Annotated in this window: 18 protein-coding genes and 1 tRNA gene; 17 read left to right on the top strand and 2 right to left on the bottom strand. The window is 44.6% G+C overall.

The genetic code is table 11. The features are described 5' to 3' along the window. Positions 1 to 141: 141 nt before the first annotated feature. Positions 142 to 642, top strand: a complete 501-nt coding sequence (locus tag IEW26_RS22780; RefSeq protein WP_111269851.1) for a DUF4446 family protein — start codon at positions 142 to 144, stop codon at positions 640 to 642. Here the strand turns inward: IEW26_RS22780 and yyaC are convergent. After that, complete coding sequence (yyaC, locus tag IEW26_RS22775; RefSeq protein WP_188594025.1) at positions 617 to 1,222, bottom strand: spore protease YyaC; 606 nt, start codon at positions 1,220 to 1,222, stop codon at positions 617 to 619. The genes IEW26_RS22780 and yyaC overlap by 26 nt on opposite strands. A gap of 125 nt (positions 1,223 to 1,347) precedes the next feature. On the opposite strand from yyaC, the gene IEW26_RS22770 reads away from it, so the two are divergent. From IEW26_RS22770 to IEW26_RS22755, 4 genes are all read left to right on the top strand, one after another. Beyond that, positions 1,348 to 1,611, top strand: a complete 264-nt coding sequence (locus tag IEW26_RS22770; protein WP_184191356.1) for a putative Se/S carrier protein — start codon at positions 1,348 to 1,350, stop codon at positions 1,609 to 1,611. A 12-nt stretch (positions 1,612 to 1,623) separates the two neighbouring features. Beyond that, positions 1,624 to 2,568 (top strand): mechanosensitive ion channel family protein, encoded by a 945-nt coding sequence (locus tag IEW26_RS22765; RefSeq protein WP_188594024.1) that lies wholly within the window; start codon positions 1,624 to 1,626, stop codon positions 2,566 to 2,568. Next, positions 2,558 to 2,767, top strand: a complete 210-nt coding sequence (locus IEW26_RS22760) for a DUF951 domain-containing protein (RefSeq protein WP_111269848.1) — start codon at positions 2,558 to 2,560, stop codon at positions 2,765 to 2,767. The genes IEW26_RS22765 and IEW26_RS22760 overlap by 11 nt, the downstream gene beginning before the upstream one ends. A 156-nt stretch (positions 2,768 to 2,923) precedes the next feature. Further along, positions 2,924 to 3,014 (top strand) — tRNA-Ser (locus IEW26_RS22755). Positions 3,015 to 3,407: 393 nt separating this feature from the next. On the opposite strand, the gene IEW26_RS22745 is transcribed toward IEW26_RS22755, so the two are convergent. Beyond that, a complete protein-coding gene (locus tag IEW26_RS22745; protein ID WP_145405184.1) occupies positions 3,408 to 3,602 on the bottom strand; it encodes a YjzC family protein in 195 nt (64 codons plus the stop codon). Positions 3,603 to 3,816: 214 nt separating this feature from the next. Here IEW26_RS22745 and rpsF point away from each other — a divergent pair, with 214 nt between their 5' ends. From rpsF to IEW26_RS22685, 12 genes are all read left to right on the top strand, one after another. Next, a complete protein-coding gene (rpsF, locus tag IEW26_RS22740) occupies positions 3,817 to 4,110 on the top strand; it encodes a 30S ribosomal protein S6 (RefSeq protein WP_024629534.1) in 294 nt (97 codons plus the stop codon). Positions 4,111 to 4,161: 51 nt separating this feature from the next. Further along, complete coding sequence (ssb, locus tag IEW26_RS22735; RefSeq protein WP_090923588.1) at positions 4,162 to 4,647, top strand: single-stranded DNA-binding protein; 486 nt, start codon at positions 4,162 to 4,164, stop codon at positions 4,645 to 4,647. 57 nt (positions 4,648 to 4,704) lie between these two features. Then, positions 4,705 to 4,974 carry a 30S ribosomal protein S18 gene (rpsR, locus tag IEW26_RS22730; RefSeq protein ID WP_090923587.1) on the top strand — a complete coding sequence of 90 codons (270 nt, stop codon included), beginning with the start codon at positions 4,705 to 4,707 and terminating at the stop codon, positions 4,972 to 4,974. 256 nt (positions 4,975 to 5,230) lie between these two features. Next, positions 5,231 to 5,824: a M15 family metallopeptidase gene (locus tag IEW26_RS22725; protein WP_188594022.1), complete on the top strand. Its 594-nt coding sequence runs from the start codon at positions 5,231 to 5,233 to the stop codon at positions 5,822 to 5,824. A 741-nt stretch (positions 5,825 to 6,565) separates the two neighbouring features. Next, positions 6,566 to 7,564: an ABC transporter ATP-binding protein gene (locus IEW26_RS22720; protein ID WP_188594021.1), complete on the top strand. Its 999-nt coding sequence runs from the start codon at positions 6,566 to 6,568 to the stop codon at positions 7,562 to 7,564. Between the two features lie 4 nt (positions 7,565 to 7,568). After that, a complete protein-coding gene (locus IEW26_RS22715; protein WP_145405178.1) occupies positions 7,569 to 8,501 on the top strand; it encodes an ABC transporter ATP-binding protein in 933 nt (310 codons plus the stop codon). Between the two features lie 7 nt (positions 8,502 to 8,508). Next, the gene (gene opp4B / locus IEW26_RS22710) at positions 8,509 to 9,471 is read left to right on the top strand and encodes an oligopeptide ABC transporter permease (protein WP_188594020.1); all 963 of its coding nucleotides are present in this window, start codon (positions 8,509 to 8,511) and stop codon (positions 9,469 to 9,471) included. A gap of 28 nt (positions 9,472 to 9,499) precedes the next feature. Further along, positions 9,500 to 10,405 (top strand): ABC transporter permease, encoded by a 906-nt coding sequence (locus IEW26_RS22705; protein WP_188594019.1) that lies wholly within the window; start codon positions 9,500 to 9,502, stop codon positions 10,403 to 10,405. Positions 10,406 to 10,424: 19 nt separating this feature from the next. Then, on the top strand, positions 10,425 to 12,251 hold the full coding sequence (locus tag IEW26_RS22700) for an oligopeptide ABC transporter substrate-binding protein (RefSeq protein WP_188594018.1): 1,827 nt from the start codon (positions 10,425 to 10,427) through the stop codon (positions 12,249 to 12,251). 162 nt (positions 12,252 to 12,413) lie between these two features. Continuing rightward, complete coding sequence (locus IEW26_RS22695) at positions 12,414 to 13,310, top strand: D-alanyl-D-alanine carboxypeptidase family protein (protein ID WP_188594017.1); 897 nt, start codon at positions 12,414 to 12,416, stop codon at positions 13,308 to 13,310. Positions 13,311 to 13,423: 113 nt separating this feature from the next. Further along, positions 13,424 to 15,850 (top strand): S9 family peptidase, encoded by a 2,427-nt coding sequence (locus IEW26_RS22690; protein WP_188594016.1) that lies wholly within the window; start codon positions 13,424 to 13,426, stop codon positions 15,848 to 15,850. Between the two features lie 281 nt (positions 15,851 to 16,131). Then, entirely contained in the window at positions 16,132 to 17,721 is a 1,590-nt protein-coding gene (locus IEW26_RS22685) for an MFS transporter (protein ID WP_145405171.1), read from the top strand. Positions 17,722 to 17,905: the final 184 nt, after the last annotated feature.

Raw genomic sequence — 17,905 nt, 5'->3', positions numbered from 1 at the left:
CAGAAAAAATATGAACATTGATATATTTTATTTGGAAAAATATGATTAAATCTTTGTTTATCAGGTTGATCTATAATAAAAGCGAAGGCAAGCGGACAGACGTGAATCTGATCAAAAACATAGAGGGGTAGTTGCACTTACATGGCTGAATTAAATGAGCTGATTCTGGAACAGCTGTTATGGATTATTGGCGGATTGGCATTACTTACGTTGATTCTATTAATTGTAAGTATTGCTCAAGGGGCAAGGTTACGGAAATTCAAACGTAAATATGAAGCCATGATGGCTGGCAGTGGTGTGGAGGACCTGGAGTCCCTGCTGATTAATCTGAAAATCCAGATGGACAGCATCGAGGATGAACACAAGCTGCAGACGAATCAGCTGCAGGAAGCATTGCAGAAGCTGGCCCGCATACAGGGCAAGGTCGGCGTGAAAAGGTATAACGCGTACGGAGAGCGTGGCAGCGACCTGAGCTTCTCTATAGCCATGATTAATGACAGTCAGGATGGTATGATTCTCACGGGATTATTCAATCGAGACGGTTCATATGTATATGCAAAACCTCTAAAAGGGGGAGAGTCATCGTATACACTTTCCCCAGAGGAGAAGGAAGCAATTATTCTGGCACAGCAAGCAGAGTAGACCGGGTATGCCATTCCCGAATGGCTGAATAGAGACTGCTGGATATAATTTCAGACATGCGCATAACGAGACTAAGCCGTGTATTCTGAAGTACAAAGTATTCCATAAAACCGCCGACGTTAACGATACCTGTCAGATGGATATCGCCGACCGGCGGTAATTCTTTATTTACTCCTGCGCCAGGCTTGAGAGGGCCGTCTACGACCTGAATACAACCTACACTGGAGGATTGACCCAGACAAGCATCAATGCCGATCACATATGGATTGTGATGGGTTTGATAAATCTTGTGGAGTGTATCCTGTAAATTAACCGCATGTACGGGTTCATCAAGCGTGCCATACAGATGAAACAGAGGGCTGTCCCATTTGGCGAGTGATGTGCCCACCAAGGGGCCAAGGCAGTCGCCGGTAGAGCGGTCTGTGCCGATACAGACGATGACTACATTTTGCAGAGAATGAGCTTTGTAGAGATGAAACATCAAACGATGTACAATAGCAGAATGCACGCCTGGATCGGTGTGGGGTATTTTCAAACTGGTCATATCTTGTGACGAAAAGGAACGAGAAGCAGGGTTCATAGGATCTATCCTTTCCCTTGGAATAGTAGTAACAGTATATGGAAAGGTAGAGTGTTTTATACTTCGCAAGGACAAGCTTTTTGCTTTTGGGCCGAGAACTGCCCGCAGCTTGAAAGGAGCAGAACATGGACGAATGGATCGATGATTGGATGCTGATTGCTTTTGACTCGACACAGCAGGCGCTGCGTGCAGAGATGCTGCTGGAGTTTGCCGAGATTGAGATTGACTTGTTTCCGACCCCTAAAGAGATTACCGCAGGTTGCGCTCTGTGTATTCAATTTCCCAAAGAGGACCTGTCACGGGTACAGAAGATTATTCGGGACGAGTTTGTGGAGATTCGCGGTCTCTATTTCAAGACGGAAGACAGCTATGATAACATACCGATGTAGAGGAGGGATCAGATGAGCTTACCTATTTACTTAGCTGCGAGCCCTGAAGAGAATTCTACCAATCAAGTTGTAAATAACGCCATTCGCTGGACGGATAAAGTGTGGGACAAAATTTCGGATGCGGATATGTGGCTTAACATCATGTTCAGCTCGATCCGTATCCTGATTATTTTTATTATTACGCGTATCGTGATTAAAGTGGTATACCGGATTATTGATCGTTCCATGGCTCGTAAACAGGAAGGCAAAATTCGTGTGAATCCCCGCAGGTTCGTAACTATTGGAGAGCTGTTAAAAAATGCGACCTCCATAACATGTAATTTCATTATGATTCTGTTACTGTTATCGGAGATTGATGTCCAGGTTGGCCCGCTGTTGGCCAGTGCAGGTGTGCTTGGGCTTGCCATTGGTTTCGGTGCTCAGGGTCTAGTGAAGGACGTTATCACCGGATTTTTCATTATATTAGAAGATCAATTTGCAGTAGGAGACGTCATCCAGACGGGATCGTATAAGGGTACGGTTGAGGTTATTGGACTAAGAACAACCAAACTTGTAAGCTGGCAGGGGGAAGTTCACATTATTCCGAACGGTACGATTGCGAGTGTGACCAATTATTCTATGTCCAACTCCTTGGCGGTGGTGGATATCCCGATGAAGGCTGATCTGACGCTGGATGAGTCTGTTCACTTGGTGAAGCAGTCACTGGCTGGCATCGAGGAGCGTAATCTGAATATCGTGAAGGTTCCTGATGTGTTAGGTATACAGTCCATGTCAACGTCGGAATATGTTATCCGTATTGTATCTGAATGCATGCCTAATTCGAGAGCTTCGGTGGAACGTCAGATTCAGGGTGATGTGAAGAAAATTTTGGAGTATCATGAAAGAAGCAAGCAGGCAGCATTGGAGCAGGCAGCAACGCTCGATAAAGATGAGGGAGATGGTGCAGGTGGAGCGTAAAAGTTTTCAGCTTGGAGATATTGTACAGATGAAAAAGCAGCACCCCTGTGGCAGCAATGAGATGGAGATCATCCGCATGGGCATGGATATACGGATCAAATGTGTGGGCTGCAAGCACAGTGTGCTGATTCCCAGAGCCAAGTTCGAGAAAAATATGAAAAAGGTGTTGCGTGCCGCAGAAGAAAACGCGGAATCCTGAGGTCTGGTACACAAGCGAATCATCTTTCTAAGTTCCAATTTGCGATATCTGCACACGTAATAAGTGGAACTTGTAGACTCGAAAATAACGTTTACATGCAGGTGTGGCGTAGGTATTGCTTTCCTCTTGCAAGCATGATATAATCAATTTTGCTGCGGAAAGGTACCCAAGAGGCCCAAGGGGGCTGACTCGAAATCAGCTAGGCGTGTCACAGCGTGCGTGGGTTCGAATCCCACCCTTTCCGCCACTTCACGTTTTTGTTAATCGAAACGATTGTAGTACGTAAACTCCACGAAATGGAGATTTAAATAGAAAAATGCAAAGGGCTTTCCAATAGGAAAGTCTTTTTTGTATCTTTTTTATGGAAGAAAAACAAAGAGCCCCGAAGGGCTCTCTATCCGGCGGTACATGTTTAGTCAGATCACAATCGGTCGTAACGACAGAAACGCTGGCTGTACTGCTTGCTGCAATACGCGTGCTTCAGACGAGTCTTACACACCCATATGCTTCTTATATTACGTGATGCATCTCCAACAGCGAAAAATCGGCTTCGTTGTCCAACGGAACCACACCTCTCTTGTGTACCGCCTGATTGTATTATGTGCATATTGGTTTTTTATATACATGAACTTAAAATATTTTAGTGCACCCGAGCCTTGGTCAGCTTTTTCCACTTACGGTTATGGTTGCTGGTTTCCGGAAAAGCTTCGCCTTTCTTCAACGTAACTCGCTTGGGATTGTTAATTTCCGTATGAAAACTTTTCTCTCCGACTTCCGTGTACTCTCCATCGTTCGGTGCTTTATCTCCCGGTTCAAATTCGGTTCGTTCACCCATATCAAGCAGCCTCCTCACAAAATGAGATCAGTGTTGCTTCTATAGTGTGTTCAAGTCATGGCTTGATCATGTTGGTGATTATGTACCAGTCTGTACAGGGAACGTTTGCTTGCATTTCGTCTGTGGATTTGTTATATTAATATAGTTCGAGTTTGTGCTCGTTCCTTGCTCTCAACCTGGATTGAGGGCCAGAGTCCATAAGGAGGTGAAAATTATGCGCAAATATGAAGTGATGTACATTATTCGTCCTGACGTTGAGCAAGAAGTTGTTCAAGCTACAGTCGATAAATTCCAAGGCATCATCTCCAACGGCGGTGGTGAGGTTACTGCTCACGACGTTATGGGTAAACGCCGTCTTGCGTATGAGATCAAGAAATTCCGTGATGGTGTTTATGTTCTGGTACACTTCACTGCTGAACCAGCAGTAGTTACTGAGCTTGAGCGTCTCATGAAAATTTCCGACGAAGTAATTCGTTATCTCATTACTAACGACGTTAAGTCTGCTTAAGACAGTAACTCGTGATTATCGCACCAATACGCTCAGAAGGAGGGGATTACATTGTTGAACCGTGTCATTCTGATCGGCCGGTTAACCCGGGACCCTGAGTTGCGTTATACTCCAGCAGGAGTAGCCGTGACACAATTTACTTTGGCCGTAGACAGACCGTTTACAAGTCAAGGGGGAGAGCGGGAAGCAGATTTTATTCCGGTCGTAACCTGGAGACAGCTTGCTGAGACCTGTGCAAACTATTTGCGTAAAGGTCGTCTGGCTGCAGTCGAAGGACGCATTCAAGTACGGAACTACGAAAATAACGAAGGTAAACGTGTATACGTAACCGAAGTCATTGCCGATAATGTTCGTTTCTTGGAGTCAGCTAACCGTGAAGGCGGTGGCGGCGGGGGACAACCTATGCGTGAAGAGCCTTCTTATGGAGGCGGCGGCGGACGTGCCAGCAACAATAATGCTGCGCGTAGCAACAATCAGGATCCTTTTTCCGATGACGGAAAACCGATTGATATATCGGATGATGATTTGCCATTTTAACGTGAGCCGATACTCATCAAGAGATATGGGTTACATGATAGGAAAGGACTGAAAAGCATGGGCTTCAAGCAAAGAGAAGGCGGAGACGATAAAAGACCGGCACGTCGTGGTGGTCGTAACAAACGTCGTAAAGTGTGCTTCTTCACAGCGAACAAAATCACTCACATCGACTATAAAGATACGGACTTGCTTCGTAAATTTATCAGCGAACGTGGAAAAATTTTGCCACGCCGTGTAACAGGTACTAGCGCTAAATATCAACGCATGCTGACGATTGCAATCAAACGCTCCCGTCAAATCGCATTGCTGCCATACACAACTGAGTAGTCTCTACTCAGTTTGCATACAGAGCAGTCGGCTTATAGCCGGCTGCTCTTTTTGTTGTGTGCATAAACATATACAGGAGAGAGAACACCTATGAAAAATGGAGAAAATGAAAACGTATAATCATGTATTTTTGCAAAAGAAGCTTTCAAAGGCGAGATGAATTATAATAGAGTTTAACCTGTATGGATGAGAAAAAAAGACCCTCATTATATAGCCTTTGACTGGAGATATAGTCAGAATAACATCGGGAGAGTATATGAATTCAATACAGCGTAAGGAAAGAATACGAAGAAGGAAAAGTTTGAGAAACTGGATCATCGCAACGTTGTTTATATCTATTGTATTTGTATGGTTACAGCAAAAAGGGGAATTTGGTGAGTTATGGCCGGATCAGACGATACCCGAACCAATACCTATTACGGGATTACATCCAGTGGTGGCGGGGAATGAGGGTGTACTGGTTCGTATGGCTGCCAGACGTGGCATAAATATTGTAATTACCCATGGATACAGAAGTGTGGCTGAACAGGATGCACTTTTTGCTCAGGGACGATCAGCATCAGGAAATATCGTTACCAATGCAAGAGGAGGGGAGTCATATCATAACTATGGACTTGCCATCGATTTTGCCTTGAGAACTCCCGAAGGAGACATCGTGTGGGACATGGAGCGTGATGATAACAGCAATGGCAAGGCAGACTGGATGGAGGTTGTAGATTTGGCCAAAGATATGGGTTTTACGTGGGGAGGGGACTGGACAGACTTCCCGGACTATCCTCATTTGCAGATGGACTTTGGTTTAAGCATTCGTGATTTGAAGCGCGGCAAAAGGCCTCCAGCTGAACCATAATAGATATATTATATATTCATTAATATGAATAATTATTATAAAAGTCCTGCTTATCGTAGGACTTTTTTCTTTCTTTTGTAAAATAAATGTTCAAAAGTGACAATTAACTCTTTACAGCAACAAATAAATAAAACTATACTAGAATAACTAGATTTTTACGTTTTTCTTGCAAATGTTGCATAGACACAATAATTCAGCGCTTTTCGGTTACTTAAATATATTCTTCTCTTAATCGACAAAATCCTCCTATATATGACATGAAATTTACATCGTTTTTCTTTTTGATGTGAAAATATCATGAAAATTACAATTTCACGTTATAGATATGTTATATATGGCTCATGAAAATCTTGTAATACCTAGCCCCTTTTCAACGAAAAATGGTCCCACATAAACGATTAAGCCTTATTAAACCCCGATATAGATACCTTTTAGTTAAAACTAATACCCAGAACTGTAGTAAAGAAAACATTTATTCCAAAAAACACAAAATAATGATTGACGTTAACTAAAATTACACGTATGATTACAGTAATTATTTGTAATTATAATTCCGCTAGGAATTATCAACATTAATTGACCAATGGTTTAAATTGAAACTTATGATCTTGATTCTGTTTACGATAAGGTATTTTGTATACACTTTTGTTCATTTTATTGAAGAACATGGAAATATACAGTAGATGCATTCATTTACTCACGAATACAGTCTGCGGAATTTACGGGGTTAGGGTGATTGATTTGAATAATGAGCTATTGGAAGTCAGAGATCTTACAACATCATTCAGAATTGAAGATAACTATTATGCAGCAGTTGACCACGTTAACCTGAAAGTTAAGAAAAATGAAGTGCTGGCTATTGTAGGTGAATCAGGCTCGGGAAAAAGTGCTTTTGCATTCTCGCTGATGGGGCTGCATAACAAAGCTAAAATTGAAGGCCAAATTCTCTACAAAGGACAAGATATCGCTAATCTTCCTCCCAATCAGTTGAATAAACTGCGGGGGAAAGAAATGGCAATGATTTTCCAGGACCCTCTATCCGCATTAAATCCTCTCATGATCATAGGTGAACAGATTGAAGAGATTCTTACGCTTCATCAACCTAAGCTGTCTTTGAAAGAAAAGAAAGATAAGGTTATTCACTTATTGAACCAAGTAGGGATTCCTCGTCCCGAACAAATATACAAACAGTATCCCCATGAATTATCTGGTGGCATGAGACAGCGTATTGTCATCGCGATTGCGATTGCGAATAAACCGGAGCTGCTGATTGCTGATGAACCGACAACAGCACTTGACGTTACGATTCAGCTGCAAATTCTTGAATTGATTCGCGAGCTCAAGAATGAGATTAATGCTGGCATTATACTTATCACCCATGATCTTGGTGTTGTAGCCGAGATGGCAGATCGGGTTGCTGTAATGTATGCAGGTGAGATCGTTGAAATTGCGGATATCGTAACACTTATGACCAACGCGAAGCATCCGTATACACGCTCATTGCTGAACTCTATTCCTACAATTAACGAAGAAAAATCCAGGCTGCATGTCATTCAAGGTATTGTGCCTTCTCTCAAAAATCTTCCTCGACAAGGCTGCCGCTTCAAGGCGCGTATTCCTTGGATCAGCGAATCAGCTCACGAAGACAACCCGAAAATGCATGAAATTGCACCAGGTCACTTAGTAAGGTGTACCTGCTATCAGCATTTTCATTTCCCTGATCAAGCGGAGGAGGAATAACATAATGGCACTACTCGAAGTAGAAGGACTCAAAATACACTTTCCGATTCGCGGAGGATTACTTAAACGGGAGATTGGTAGCGTCAAGGCCGTTGACGATGTCAGTTTTTCCATTGAAGAGGGTCAGACCTACGGGCTTGTAGGCGAATCAGGCTCAGGCAAAACCACAACAGGCAGAGCTGTGATTGGCCTGAACCATGTAACGGCTGGGAAAATTTTATTTAACGGTAAGGATCTAACCAGAGAACGACGCAAGGATCGGCAGCTTCAGCGGGATGTGCAGATGATATTCCAGGATCCGTATTCTTCGCTTAACCCGAAGAAAAGAGTTCTAGACATCATTGCCGAGCCTCTCCGTAACTATGAGCGTCTAACGGTAGCTGAGGAGAAGAGGCAGGTTGCTAGTCTACTGGAAAAGGTCGGGCTTAGTCCTGAATCGATCCATAAATACCCGCATGAGTTCTCAGGAGGGCAGCGTCAACGGATTGGAATTGCTCGTGCTATCGCACTCAAGCCAAAACTGATTATTGCTGACGAGCCTGTATCGGCTCTGGATGTATCTGTACAGGCCCAGGTGCTTAATTTCATGCAGGAGATCCAGAAGGAACTCAATCTGACTTATCTGTTCATCAGTCACGATCTGGGCATTATACGCCATATGTGCAACCAGATTGGAATTATGTATAAAGGTCGATATGTGGAACAAGGGACAACAGATGATATTTTTGAAAATCCCCAGCATATTTACACCAAACGTCTTATCGCAGCCATTCCGGATATGGACCCGACCAAACGTGAGGAAATGAATGCTTTCCGACAACAGATCAAATCCGAGTATGAAAACTCATACCGCAATTTCTTCGATGAGGAAGGGCTTGCTTATTCGCTCCAATCCATTTCCGATACTCACCGGGTAGCTCTACCTCAGAAAGGTTGAAGGCCATATGTGGAAAACTATAGTACGCCGAATATTTATTATGATTCCTCAAATAATTTTGCTTAGCATTCTTGTCTTCCTGATGGCCAAAGCCATGCCAGGGGACGCATTGACGGGACTGCTCGACCCGAGCGTTGACCCGAAAGCGCTGGATGAACAGCGTGAACGACTGGGGCTAAACAACCCCTGGTATGTACAGTATTGGGACTGGATCAGTCATGCGGCCATGGGTGACTTCGGACAATCCTTCCGTTTCAAAATGCCAGTAACCGACCTCATTGGTCAACGGATTGCCAATACGTTCTGGCTTGCTTTGGCAACACTCATTCTTACGTATCTTATTGCGATCCCGCTCGGAATTATCAGCGGACGTTACAACGACACATGGTCTGACCGTTTGATTACAGGTTACACGTACCTGGGCTTTGCAGCACCGCTGTTTATATTCGCTCTGGTTATGGTCTGGATCTTCGGCTTCCGTTTTGGCTGGTTCCCGACTGGAGGAAGTGTGGCACCGGGTCTCACACCAGGCACTTTCGATTATGTCATAAGCAAAATTCACCATTTACTTCTGCCGGCGCTATCGATGGCATTAATCTCTACCGTATCCACGGTACAATATTTGCGCAGTGAGATCATTGATATCAAACACAAGGAATTTGTGCTTACGGCAAGAGCAAAGGGTGCTTCGGAAGCCCGAATCTACAACAGACATATTTTGCGAAACTCCCTGCTGCCGATTGCTGCATTTTTCGGTTACGAGATCACGGGACTGATTGGCGGGACCATCTTTATCGAAAGTATATTCAGCTATCCGGGTATGGGGCAGTTGTTCCTGAATTCCATCTCATTACGGGATTTCAGTGTTGTTACAGCACTTGTATTGTTATATGGGGTTGCTACAATTCTAGGATCGTTGCTGTCTGATATTATTCTGGGGTTGGTCGATCCGCGTATTCGCATTAAGTAAGAACTTGAAGATTTCGGGGTGAAAACAGATGAGCAGTGCCAATGATGTTGTTATAACTTCACAGAAAACGGACAAAAGCCCCTCAAGCTGGAGGATATTATGGCGAGAGTTGGTTAGGGATAAAGTAGCCTTGGTTTCGCTCATTTTTCTAGGATTGGTTGTCGTCCTTGTATATGGAACTTCCATGATCCTGGATCAGGATGAGATTGTTAAAGTAGATCTATTTGCACTCTATGAGCCACCGTCAGCACAGTACTGGCTTGGAACAGATTATGGTGGCCGGGATGTATTTGGTCAACTTGTAATTGGGACAAGAAACTCTTTAACTATCGGGATTCTGGTTACGTTGATGACCGGATTCATCGGGATTCTGGTTGGTGTGCTTTCGGGATATTTCGGTGGCATGATTGATAATATGTTTATGCGTGTGGTGGACTTTTTCATGATTCTGCCGTTCCTGATGATGGTTATTGCTTTTGTAACGGCTGTACCAAAGTATAATATCGTTTCATTCTCACTAATTATGACCGCCTTCCTATGGATGGGGATTGCCAGGCTGATTCGTTCCAAAGCACTTCAAGAGGGCGAGCTGGAGTATATTAAAGCCTCCAAAACATTGGGATCATCTCACTTTAAAATTATTGTATCTCAGCTTCTTCCCAACCTGAGTTCAATCATTATCGTTACGATGACGTTGAACCTGGCGTCCAATATTGGTCTTGAATCCGGGCTGTCTTTCCTGGGATTTGGTTTTCCAGAAAGCACACCCAGTCTGGGAACACTCGTAAGTTATGCACGTAATCCGCAAACGCTGGAATACAGATGGTGGATATGGCTACCTGCATCACTACTAATTCTGGTATTGATGTTGAGTATAAATAATGTCGGACAGGCGTTGAAGCGTGCGACGGATGCAAGACAAAGAAGAGGTTAAAAAAAGGGAGGAAAGGTTCATGAAAAAGGGATTATTTTCACGAGCACTATTTTTCACGATGATGCTGGTCTTTGTATTGGCGCTTGCGGCGTGCTCCGAAAAAGAGGCAGCAACACCTGCACCGGGTACAAAAACAGAAGAAGGAAAGACGGAGGAAAAACCTGCAAATGAAGAGGGTGTATACTCCATTGAAGATTTCAGCAATGTTAAAACAAATGAAGGTACAGCGATTGAAGGCGGATCACTGACTTTTGGTCTCGTATCCGATACAGCTTTTGAAGGTACATTGAACTTTAACTTCTATTCCGGTAACCCTGATGCACAGGTTTTGCAATGGTTTGATGAAGGTTTGCTAACTTGGGACAAAAACTATGTCTACACTAATGATGGTGCAGCAACATATGAGACTTCTGAGGATGGCAAAACCTTTACACTCACGATTCGTGACAATGTAAACTGGCATGATGGCAAGCCGGTAACGGCTGAAGACCTACAGTTTGCTTATGAAGTCATCGGTAGTAAGGGCTATGATGGTCCACGTTATGATTCTAAGTTTACAAGCGTTGTAGGTATGGATGAATTCCATGCTGGAAAAGCAAAAACAATCTCTGGTATTAAAGTGCTGAGCGACAAAAAAATCAGCATAACGTATAAAGAAGCAACACCATCCCTGCTGACAGGCGGCTTGTGGACATATCCACTCGCTAAACACATCTTCGGTAATATGGATGTTGCGAAAATGTCTTCTTCCAAAGAAGTACGTGAAAAGCCAATTGGCTTTGGTCCATTCAAAGTTGAGACCATCACCCCTGGTGAGTCTGTAACTTTCGTTAAGAACGAAGATTACTGGCGTGGAACTCCAAAACTGGACAAAGTGACATTGAAAGTAATCAACCCGACAACGGTTGTTCAAGAGCTGAAGTCTGGTGGTGTAGATCTGGTAGATGCTTTCCCGACAGATCAGTATAAAGATAATGCCAATATGTCCAATGTCGAATTCCTGGGTGCGGTGGATCGTGCATATACGTACATCGGCTTCAAACTGGGAACTTGGGATGCGGAGAATGGTAAAGTTGTAACCAATCCAGACGCTAAAATGGCAGATAAAAATCTGCGTAAAGCGATGTGGTTGGCTGTAGATAATGACCAAGTAGGTAAACGTTTCTATAATGGTCTTCGCTGGAACGCAACAACACTAATTCCACCTTCTCACCCTGAATTCCATGATTCCAGCAATCCAGGTGTGAAATATGATCCGGAAGCTGCAAAAAAATTGCTTGACGAAGCAGGCTACAAAATGGACGGAGAATTCCGTACAAAACCTGATGGATCACCACTGGAAATCAACTTTATTTCCATGACTGGTGGCGACACGGCTGAGCCACTCGCACGTTACTATGTTCAATCTTGGGCAGCGATCGGTTTGAAAGTAAATCTGGAAATGATCGAGTTTAACAACTTCTATGATCGTGTAGGTAACACTGGTAAAGACGATCCGAATGTCGATGTGTATCAAGCGGCTTGGGGTGTTGGTATTGACGTAGACCCAGCGGGTCTCTATGGGCGTGATGCACTGTATAACTTCTCACGTTTCTCTAGCGAAGAAAATGATAAATTGCTGGCACGTGGTGTCTCTGCCGAAGCATTCGATGTAGAGAAACGTAAAGAAATCTATAATGAATGGCAACAATACATGGTGGATGAAGTTCCAGTATTCCCTACGTTGTATCGTGCCGTTGTAGCTCCAGTAAACAAACGTGTAATGAATTATGCGATTGGTGATGGAACAGGTATTTACCTGAATGACCTGGCTGTAAACGCAGATAAACCAGTCGTAGCTGAGTAATTGTAACTGTTGAAAAACATGGATTCCGACACTCTGGCATGGGGTGTTTGGGGTCCATGTTTTTTTTGTAACCAAAAAATAAAAAAAATTTAACTTTTTTTCAAAAAAGTGCAGACAAAATGCCTCTTTGCTTCGTCTATATAAGTAAGAGGTGATAATACGATGAAAAAATGGTGGAAACGGGCAGGAATGCTGTTCAGTTTACTCATTATTATATATTTGGGCGTAAAACCGGACATGCTGGTGGGCAAGCCTGGCATCAAGGCAGAATCTGCTGTCCTGATGGACATGAATTCAGAACAGATTCTGATGAACTACAACGGCTCCGAGGAGATTGCACCAGCTGGTGTCAGCAAGCTCATGACGGAGCTGCTTATTATGGAATCGGTGGCAAATGGAGATATTCGCTGGGATGATCCGGTGAATGTCAGCCGATACGCCAGTTCGGTTGGTGGTAATCAGCTTGCGCTGAAACAGGGAGATCGCTTCACCGTTCAGGAGCTGTTTCAGGTCGTTACCGTCTATTCTGCCAATGACGCAGCTGTTGCACTGGCAGAGCATATTAGCGGCTCAGAGCATCAGTTTGTACAGCGCATGAATCAGAGGGCCGCAGAGATCGGATTATCAGGAGATACTCACTTTACCAACTCCACCGGTTTAAGTGAAGCTATGCTGGGTCCCAATCGTCCGCAGGATGTACAGGGACAAACGTTAATGACTGCCATAGATGCTTGTAAGCTGGCAAAATATTTGCTTAATCATCATCCCGAGATTCTTAAAGTCTCCAGTCAAATGCAGGTATCCATGCATCAGAAAGGCATCTATATGAGCAATACCAACTGGATGTTATCTTCAATCGGCGGAGTGTATGCCTATGATGGGAATGATGGTTTGAAGACCGGTTACGATAAGGATAGTGGATATCATTTCGTAGGAACGGCTGAGCGGGATGGCAAGCGGCTAATATCAGTTGTTTTTGGAACTGATACACGGGAAGCGCGGTTTGTTGAGACGCGTAAGCTGCTAAATTACGGTTTCTCAAGTACAAAAGTCAACTAACGATGTTAGATGTTAAGAGAAGGAAACATTGTTATCAAATAGTTAAACATGGTAAAATTAGGTGTGATTTATTCCATGACAATATTATATTTCAATTCTAAGGGGGTAATTATTTGAACAGGTTTAGCAAAAAAGTATATGCACTGACGCTGTCGATGGCGATGTCCATCGCCTTAATTCAGCCTGCGGTGCAAGCGGCAGAGGCTGTCAAGCCTACGGCGGCTGTCTCGGAATCTATCGTTTCCAAGGCAACACAGACTCTTCAGCAACTGGGATACATAGATGGCACCACGGATGGAATGAGTGACAGTGCAGCGCCAATTACACGTGCAGAAGCAGCAATCATCCTGCAGCGTGTACTTGAATTGGATACGCCAGCATCGCTTACAGGATTTGCAGATGTACAATCGAATGATGTGGCTGCTCCAGCAATTTATGCACTGAAGCAAGGTGGTCTAATTCAAGGTAAGGTGAAGGGATACGCACCGGCCGCTCCGCTGACACGAGCACAGATGGCATCCTTGTTCACCAGAGCTTTTGAACTGAAGGATAACGGTATACAGGTCGTTTACAGCGATGCAGATCAGATTCCGGCCGTACATGCGACAGATGCCATTCGGATGAAACAGCATTTTATTATCGAGGGTAGCACATTTAACGCCAAACAGGCTGTAACGCATGGCGAATTTGCGAATGCTCTGTATCTTGCGCTCGGACTTGATGTGAAGAAAGAAGGGCTCACACCTCTGGAGGACTTCTTCAAACAGCCAGCTCAGGCAGGTTTCCAAATGTCGCCTGATGGAAAAAATCTGGCTTACATGGAACCGTGGAACAATCGGATGAATATTGTCGTTAAAGGGAACGGACAGGATAAGCCTGTACGGATTACTAGTGAAACGGACCGCAGTATTGCCGGATTCGCATGGGCAACCAATGAGAAGCTTCTTTATTTCAAAGATGCTGCTGGAGATGAGAACTATCACCTGTATGTGACGGATATTACTGGAAAAGAAAGCAAGGATCTGACGCCATATTCAAACACAAGAGCGGTGCTGATCGATTCTTTGGAGAATATACCTGATGAGATTTTGGTGGGTATGAACAAGCGTGATCCGAGAATTTTCGATGTATACCGGATTAATATTAATACAGGAGAAGCAGTGCTCGCTGCCGAGAATCCGGGCGATATTTCAGACTGGATGACGGATAATGAAGGCAAAATTCGTGTAGCCATATCGAGTGATGGCAATGTATCTTCCCTGATGTATCGTGAAACCGAGAACCAGCCGTTCCAGCCTCTGCTCACAACGAAGCTGGGAGATACCTTTGCTCCGTTCATGTTCACAAGCGACAATAAAAACCTGTATGCGGTATCCAATATCGATCAGGACAAGATGGCTATCGTGGAATATAGCCCGGCAACAAAAAAGGTGAACAAAACTCTTTATGAAAATAAAGATGTGGATGTGACCAATATTGTTCCTTCCAAGGAAAAAGGCAAGATTCTTGCCGCAGTATATGAGACGGACAAAATGAATTATGAGTTCTTTGATGATACATTTAAGACATTAGTGCAGGATATCAAGGCCAAGGTTCCAGGCAAAGAGGTTAACATTTTAAACACAAGCAATGATGGACAGGTATTGTTCATCTCCTATAATGACAAGGCGATGGGCACGTATTATTTTTATGATTCAAAGACAGGCAAGCTGGATAAACTGGCAGACACAGCTCCATGGATTGATGAATCGAAAATGGCAGATATGAAGCCTGTTACGTATAAATCTCGTGACGGTCTGGATCTCCATGGGTATCTCACGCTTCCACCGGAAGCACAGGCTTCTGAGCTTCCGCTCGTCGTTATCCCGCATGGAGGGCCTTGGGCTCGGGATTCATGGGGGTATAGTCCGCAGGTGCAGTTCCTGGCAAGTCGCGGGTATGCGGTGCTTCAGGTAAACTTCCGTGGCTCTACCGGATATGGCAAGAAGTTTTTGGATGCAGGCAACAAACAGTGGGGCAAAGCGATGCAGGATGACCTTACGGATGGTGTAAACTGGCTGGTCAAAGAGGGTACGGTTGATCCGAAGCGAGTAGCGATCTACGGTGGATCGTACGGAGGATATGCGGCACTGGCAGGCTTGGCCTTCACCCCTGACGTCTATGCTGCCGGGATCAGTTATGTAGGTCCATCCAATATCTTTACACTGCTTGACTCGTTGCCCCCTTATTGGGAGTCCGGGCGTAACATGTTTTATGAGCGTGTAGGTGATCCGGTGAAAGATAAAGAGCTGCTCACAGCGATCTCACCACTATTCCATGTGGATCAGATGAAGGCACCGCTGTTTGTTGCTCAAGGTGCGAATGATCCCCGTGTCAAACAGGCGGAGTCCGATCAGATTGTGGAAGCGTTGCGCAAACGCGGGGTTGATGTGCCTTATATGTTAAAAACAAATGAAGGGCATGGCTTTGCTAATGTGGAGAATCAGCTTGATCTGTACCGTGCTATGGAGAAATTTCTGAACCGCCATCTAATGCAGTAGCCGGTAAAGGAAAGGTTTTAAAGAAGTAAGTATCCATGACCCGGGTTTACTTCCTAATACAAAAGGTGAAACAAGGGTGAGGCTGTACTCTGATTCGATGTGAATCGGGGTGCAGCTTTTTTTATAAATATATTTGGCTACGATATTCATGAATTGACATAAGGATAAGGTTTATTTTAAAATGACCAATGAGTCATTAATGTTCATTCCAGTTTATATATAAGTATTATTCGGTTGGTACGAAGGCAGAACAAAAGATCAGAACGGGAGGTAACCAAAGGATGCAAAAAGAAATGAAATGGCCGTTGATTCTGTTTGCAGTGGGTGTATTTATGGCGGCACTCGATAACGGAATTATTACTTCGTCGCTAACCACGTTGAATGCTTCGTTTGGCGTCTCGCCTACATGGGGAGCCTGGACGATTACACTTTACACACTAGGGCTTGCGATCAGCGTACCGATAGCGGGCAAGCTGTCGGATCGATTCGGGCGTAAGAAGCTGTTTCTGATTGAGGTTGCTTTATTCGGTATCGGATCGCTTCTTGTCGCATTGAGCACTTCGTTTACCTTTTTCCTGATTGCCCGGGTCATTCAGGCACTTGGCGGCGGCGGGATATTCATCATTGCCAGCTCCTATGTGCTTAGTAAATTTCCGGCCCAGCGACAAGGAACTGCACTTGGGCTTCTCGGAGGTATGAACGGTATCGCAGCGATCCTCGGGCCGAACATCGGCGCGTTTATTCTTGATGTAACCGGGAATTGGCACTGGTTGTTCCTCATTAACGTACCGATTGCTATATTGCTGTTCCTTGCTGGATTCAAATATATTCAGGAGGAGCAGGAGCTGAGCCGTGCAGCTGTCGATTGGAGCGGTATTGCAGTCTTGAGCCTGGGCGTGCTGAGTCTGATGTACAGCTTCAGTAATCTGAACGGCGTGAACATGCTTCAAAGCATGGCTTCGCCAATGTTCTATGGCTTCTTTTTGGCCGGAGTGGTCGTATTGGTTGTTTTTTATTATATGGAAAAAAGGCTGGAGGGATCAGACCGTGAACCGGTCGTTTCCACACAACTGCTTGGCATTGCGTCCTTTCGCTGGACGTTGCTTATTGCTTTTTTCTCGGGAGCCATTCTGGCCTCGGTTATTTTCATTCCAGGTTTTGTAGAGCAATATCTGGGCGTATCCAGCACGGCTTCCGGGTACTGGTTTACCCCTCTTGCTTTGGCTTCGGGGATTGGAGCTGGAGGCGGTGGCTACCTTGTGGACCGCAAAGGCCCAATATGGACGTTATCCGCAGCAGGACTACTTTCTGCGATCGGTTTTCTGTTGTTTCCGCTGTGGGTAGAGCATATATGGCAGTTTGTTATTGCGAGCACCCTTGTCGGGATTGGTTTCGGTATGATGCTGGGTGCGCCGGTCAATGTTCTTGTTACGGAACAGGCGGGCGAAAACAACAAAGGCATTGCGGTGGCTACAAGCTCTCTGTTCCGCCAGATGGCGATGGCGATTGCGCCAACGATTTTCGCCGGATTTCTGGCACGTTCGTTCTCCAATCTCGGTTCTAATATTCAAGCTGGTCTTGCATCAAGAGGCATCGAGGTTCCACCAGCCATGCTGGAGCAATATGCTTCAGGCGGGGCATCGGAAAATGACGTTTCCAGCCTGATGACTGGATTATCCAGGATTCCAGATGCCAATATAAGGGAAGCACTTCTTCAGGCAGTACATCAAACGACAGGCCAGGGGTACAACGGGCTATTCTGGTCTGCAGTTATTTTTAGCGTGCTTACCTTGGTTGTAGCTCTTGTTACCGGACATCTTCGTCAGAAAGAGAAGCGGCAGATGAAAAATGAGCCTTTGCAATCTTTGTAAATGAAGAGAAAGCTATGAAGCATAAAGAAGAACAGTTGAACCTTTTGTAACCGAAAAGGGGAGTGCTGTTCTTTTTAATTTAACCCGATTGTAACTTTTCATTGTGCAGGAATGATTACAATAGAACGAGCATCAGCACTGCTCCGGGGCGAAAGATAGAAAAGTTCGGAGAACTGCGTGTCAC

This window comes from Paenibacillus silvae (assembly GCF_014639235.1).
Classification (GTDB): Bacteria; Bacillota; Bacilli; order Paenibacillales; family Paenibacillaceae; genus Paenibacillus; species Paenibacillus silvae.
The sequence above is the reverse complement of the archived record's forward strand: the minus strand, read 5'-3'. Positions and strand labels throughout refer to the sequence as shown.

What these genes read in the sequence shown, in the direction of transcription:
- IEW26_RS22780 (WP_111269851.1), top strand. Translation starts at nt 142, where the DNA reads ATGGCTGAATTAAATGAGCTGATTCTGGAACAGCTGTTATGGATTATT.
- yyaC (WP_188594025.1), bottom strand. Translation starts at nt 1,222, where the DNA reads ATGAACCCTGCTTCTCGTTCCTTTTCGTCACAAGATATGACCAGTTTG.
- IEW26_RS22770 (WP_184191356.1), top strand. Translation starts at nt 1,348, where the DNA reads ATGGACGAATGGATCGATGATTGGATGCTGATTGCTTTTGACTCGACA.
- IEW26_RS22765 (WP_188594024.1), top strand. Translation starts at nt 1,624, where the DNA reads ATGAGCTTACCTATTTACTTAGCTGCGAGCCCTGAAGAGAATTCTACC.
- IEW26_RS22745 (WP_145405184.1), bottom strand. Translation starts at nt 3,602, where the DNA reads ATGGGTGAACGAACCGAATTTGAACCGGGAGATAAAGCACCGAACGAT.
- rpsF (WP_024629534.1), top strand. Translation starts at nt 3,817, where the DNA reads ATGCGCAAATATGAAGTGATGTACATTATTCGTCCTGACGTTGAGCAA.
- rpsR (WP_090923587.1), top strand. Translation starts at nt 4,705, where the DNA reads ATGGGCTTCAAGCAAAGAGAAGGCGGAGACGATAAAAGACCGGCACGT.
- IEW26_RS22725 (WP_188594022.1), top strand. Translation starts at nt 5,231, where the DNA reads ATGAATTCAATACAGCGTAAGGAAAGAATACGAAGAAGGAAAAGTTTG.
- IEW26_RS22715 (WP_145405178.1), top strand. Translation starts at nt 7,569, where the DNA reads ATGGCACTACTCGAAGTAGAAGGACTCAAAATACACTTTCCGATTCGC.
- opp4B (WP_188594020.1), top strand. Translation starts at nt 8,509, where the DNA reads ATGTGGAAAACTATAGTACGCCGAATATTTATTATGATTCCTCAAATA.
- IEW26_RS22705 (WP_188594019.1), top strand. Translation starts at nt 9,500, where the DNA reads ATGAGCAGTGCCAATGATGTTGTTATAACTTCACAGAAAACGGACAAA.
- IEW26_RS22700 (WP_188594018.1), top strand. Translation starts at nt 10,425, where the DNA reads ATGAAAAAGGGATTATTTTCACGAGCACTATTTTTCACGATGATGCTG.
- IEW26_RS22695 (WP_188594017.1), top strand. Translation starts at nt 12,414, where the DNA reads ATGAAAAAATGGTGGAAACGGGCAGGAATGCTGTTCAGTTTACTCATT.
- IEW26_RS22685 (WP_145405171.1), top strand. Translation starts at nt 16,132, where the DNA reads ATGCAAAAAGAAATGAAATGGCCGTTGATTCTGTTTGCAGTGGGTGTA.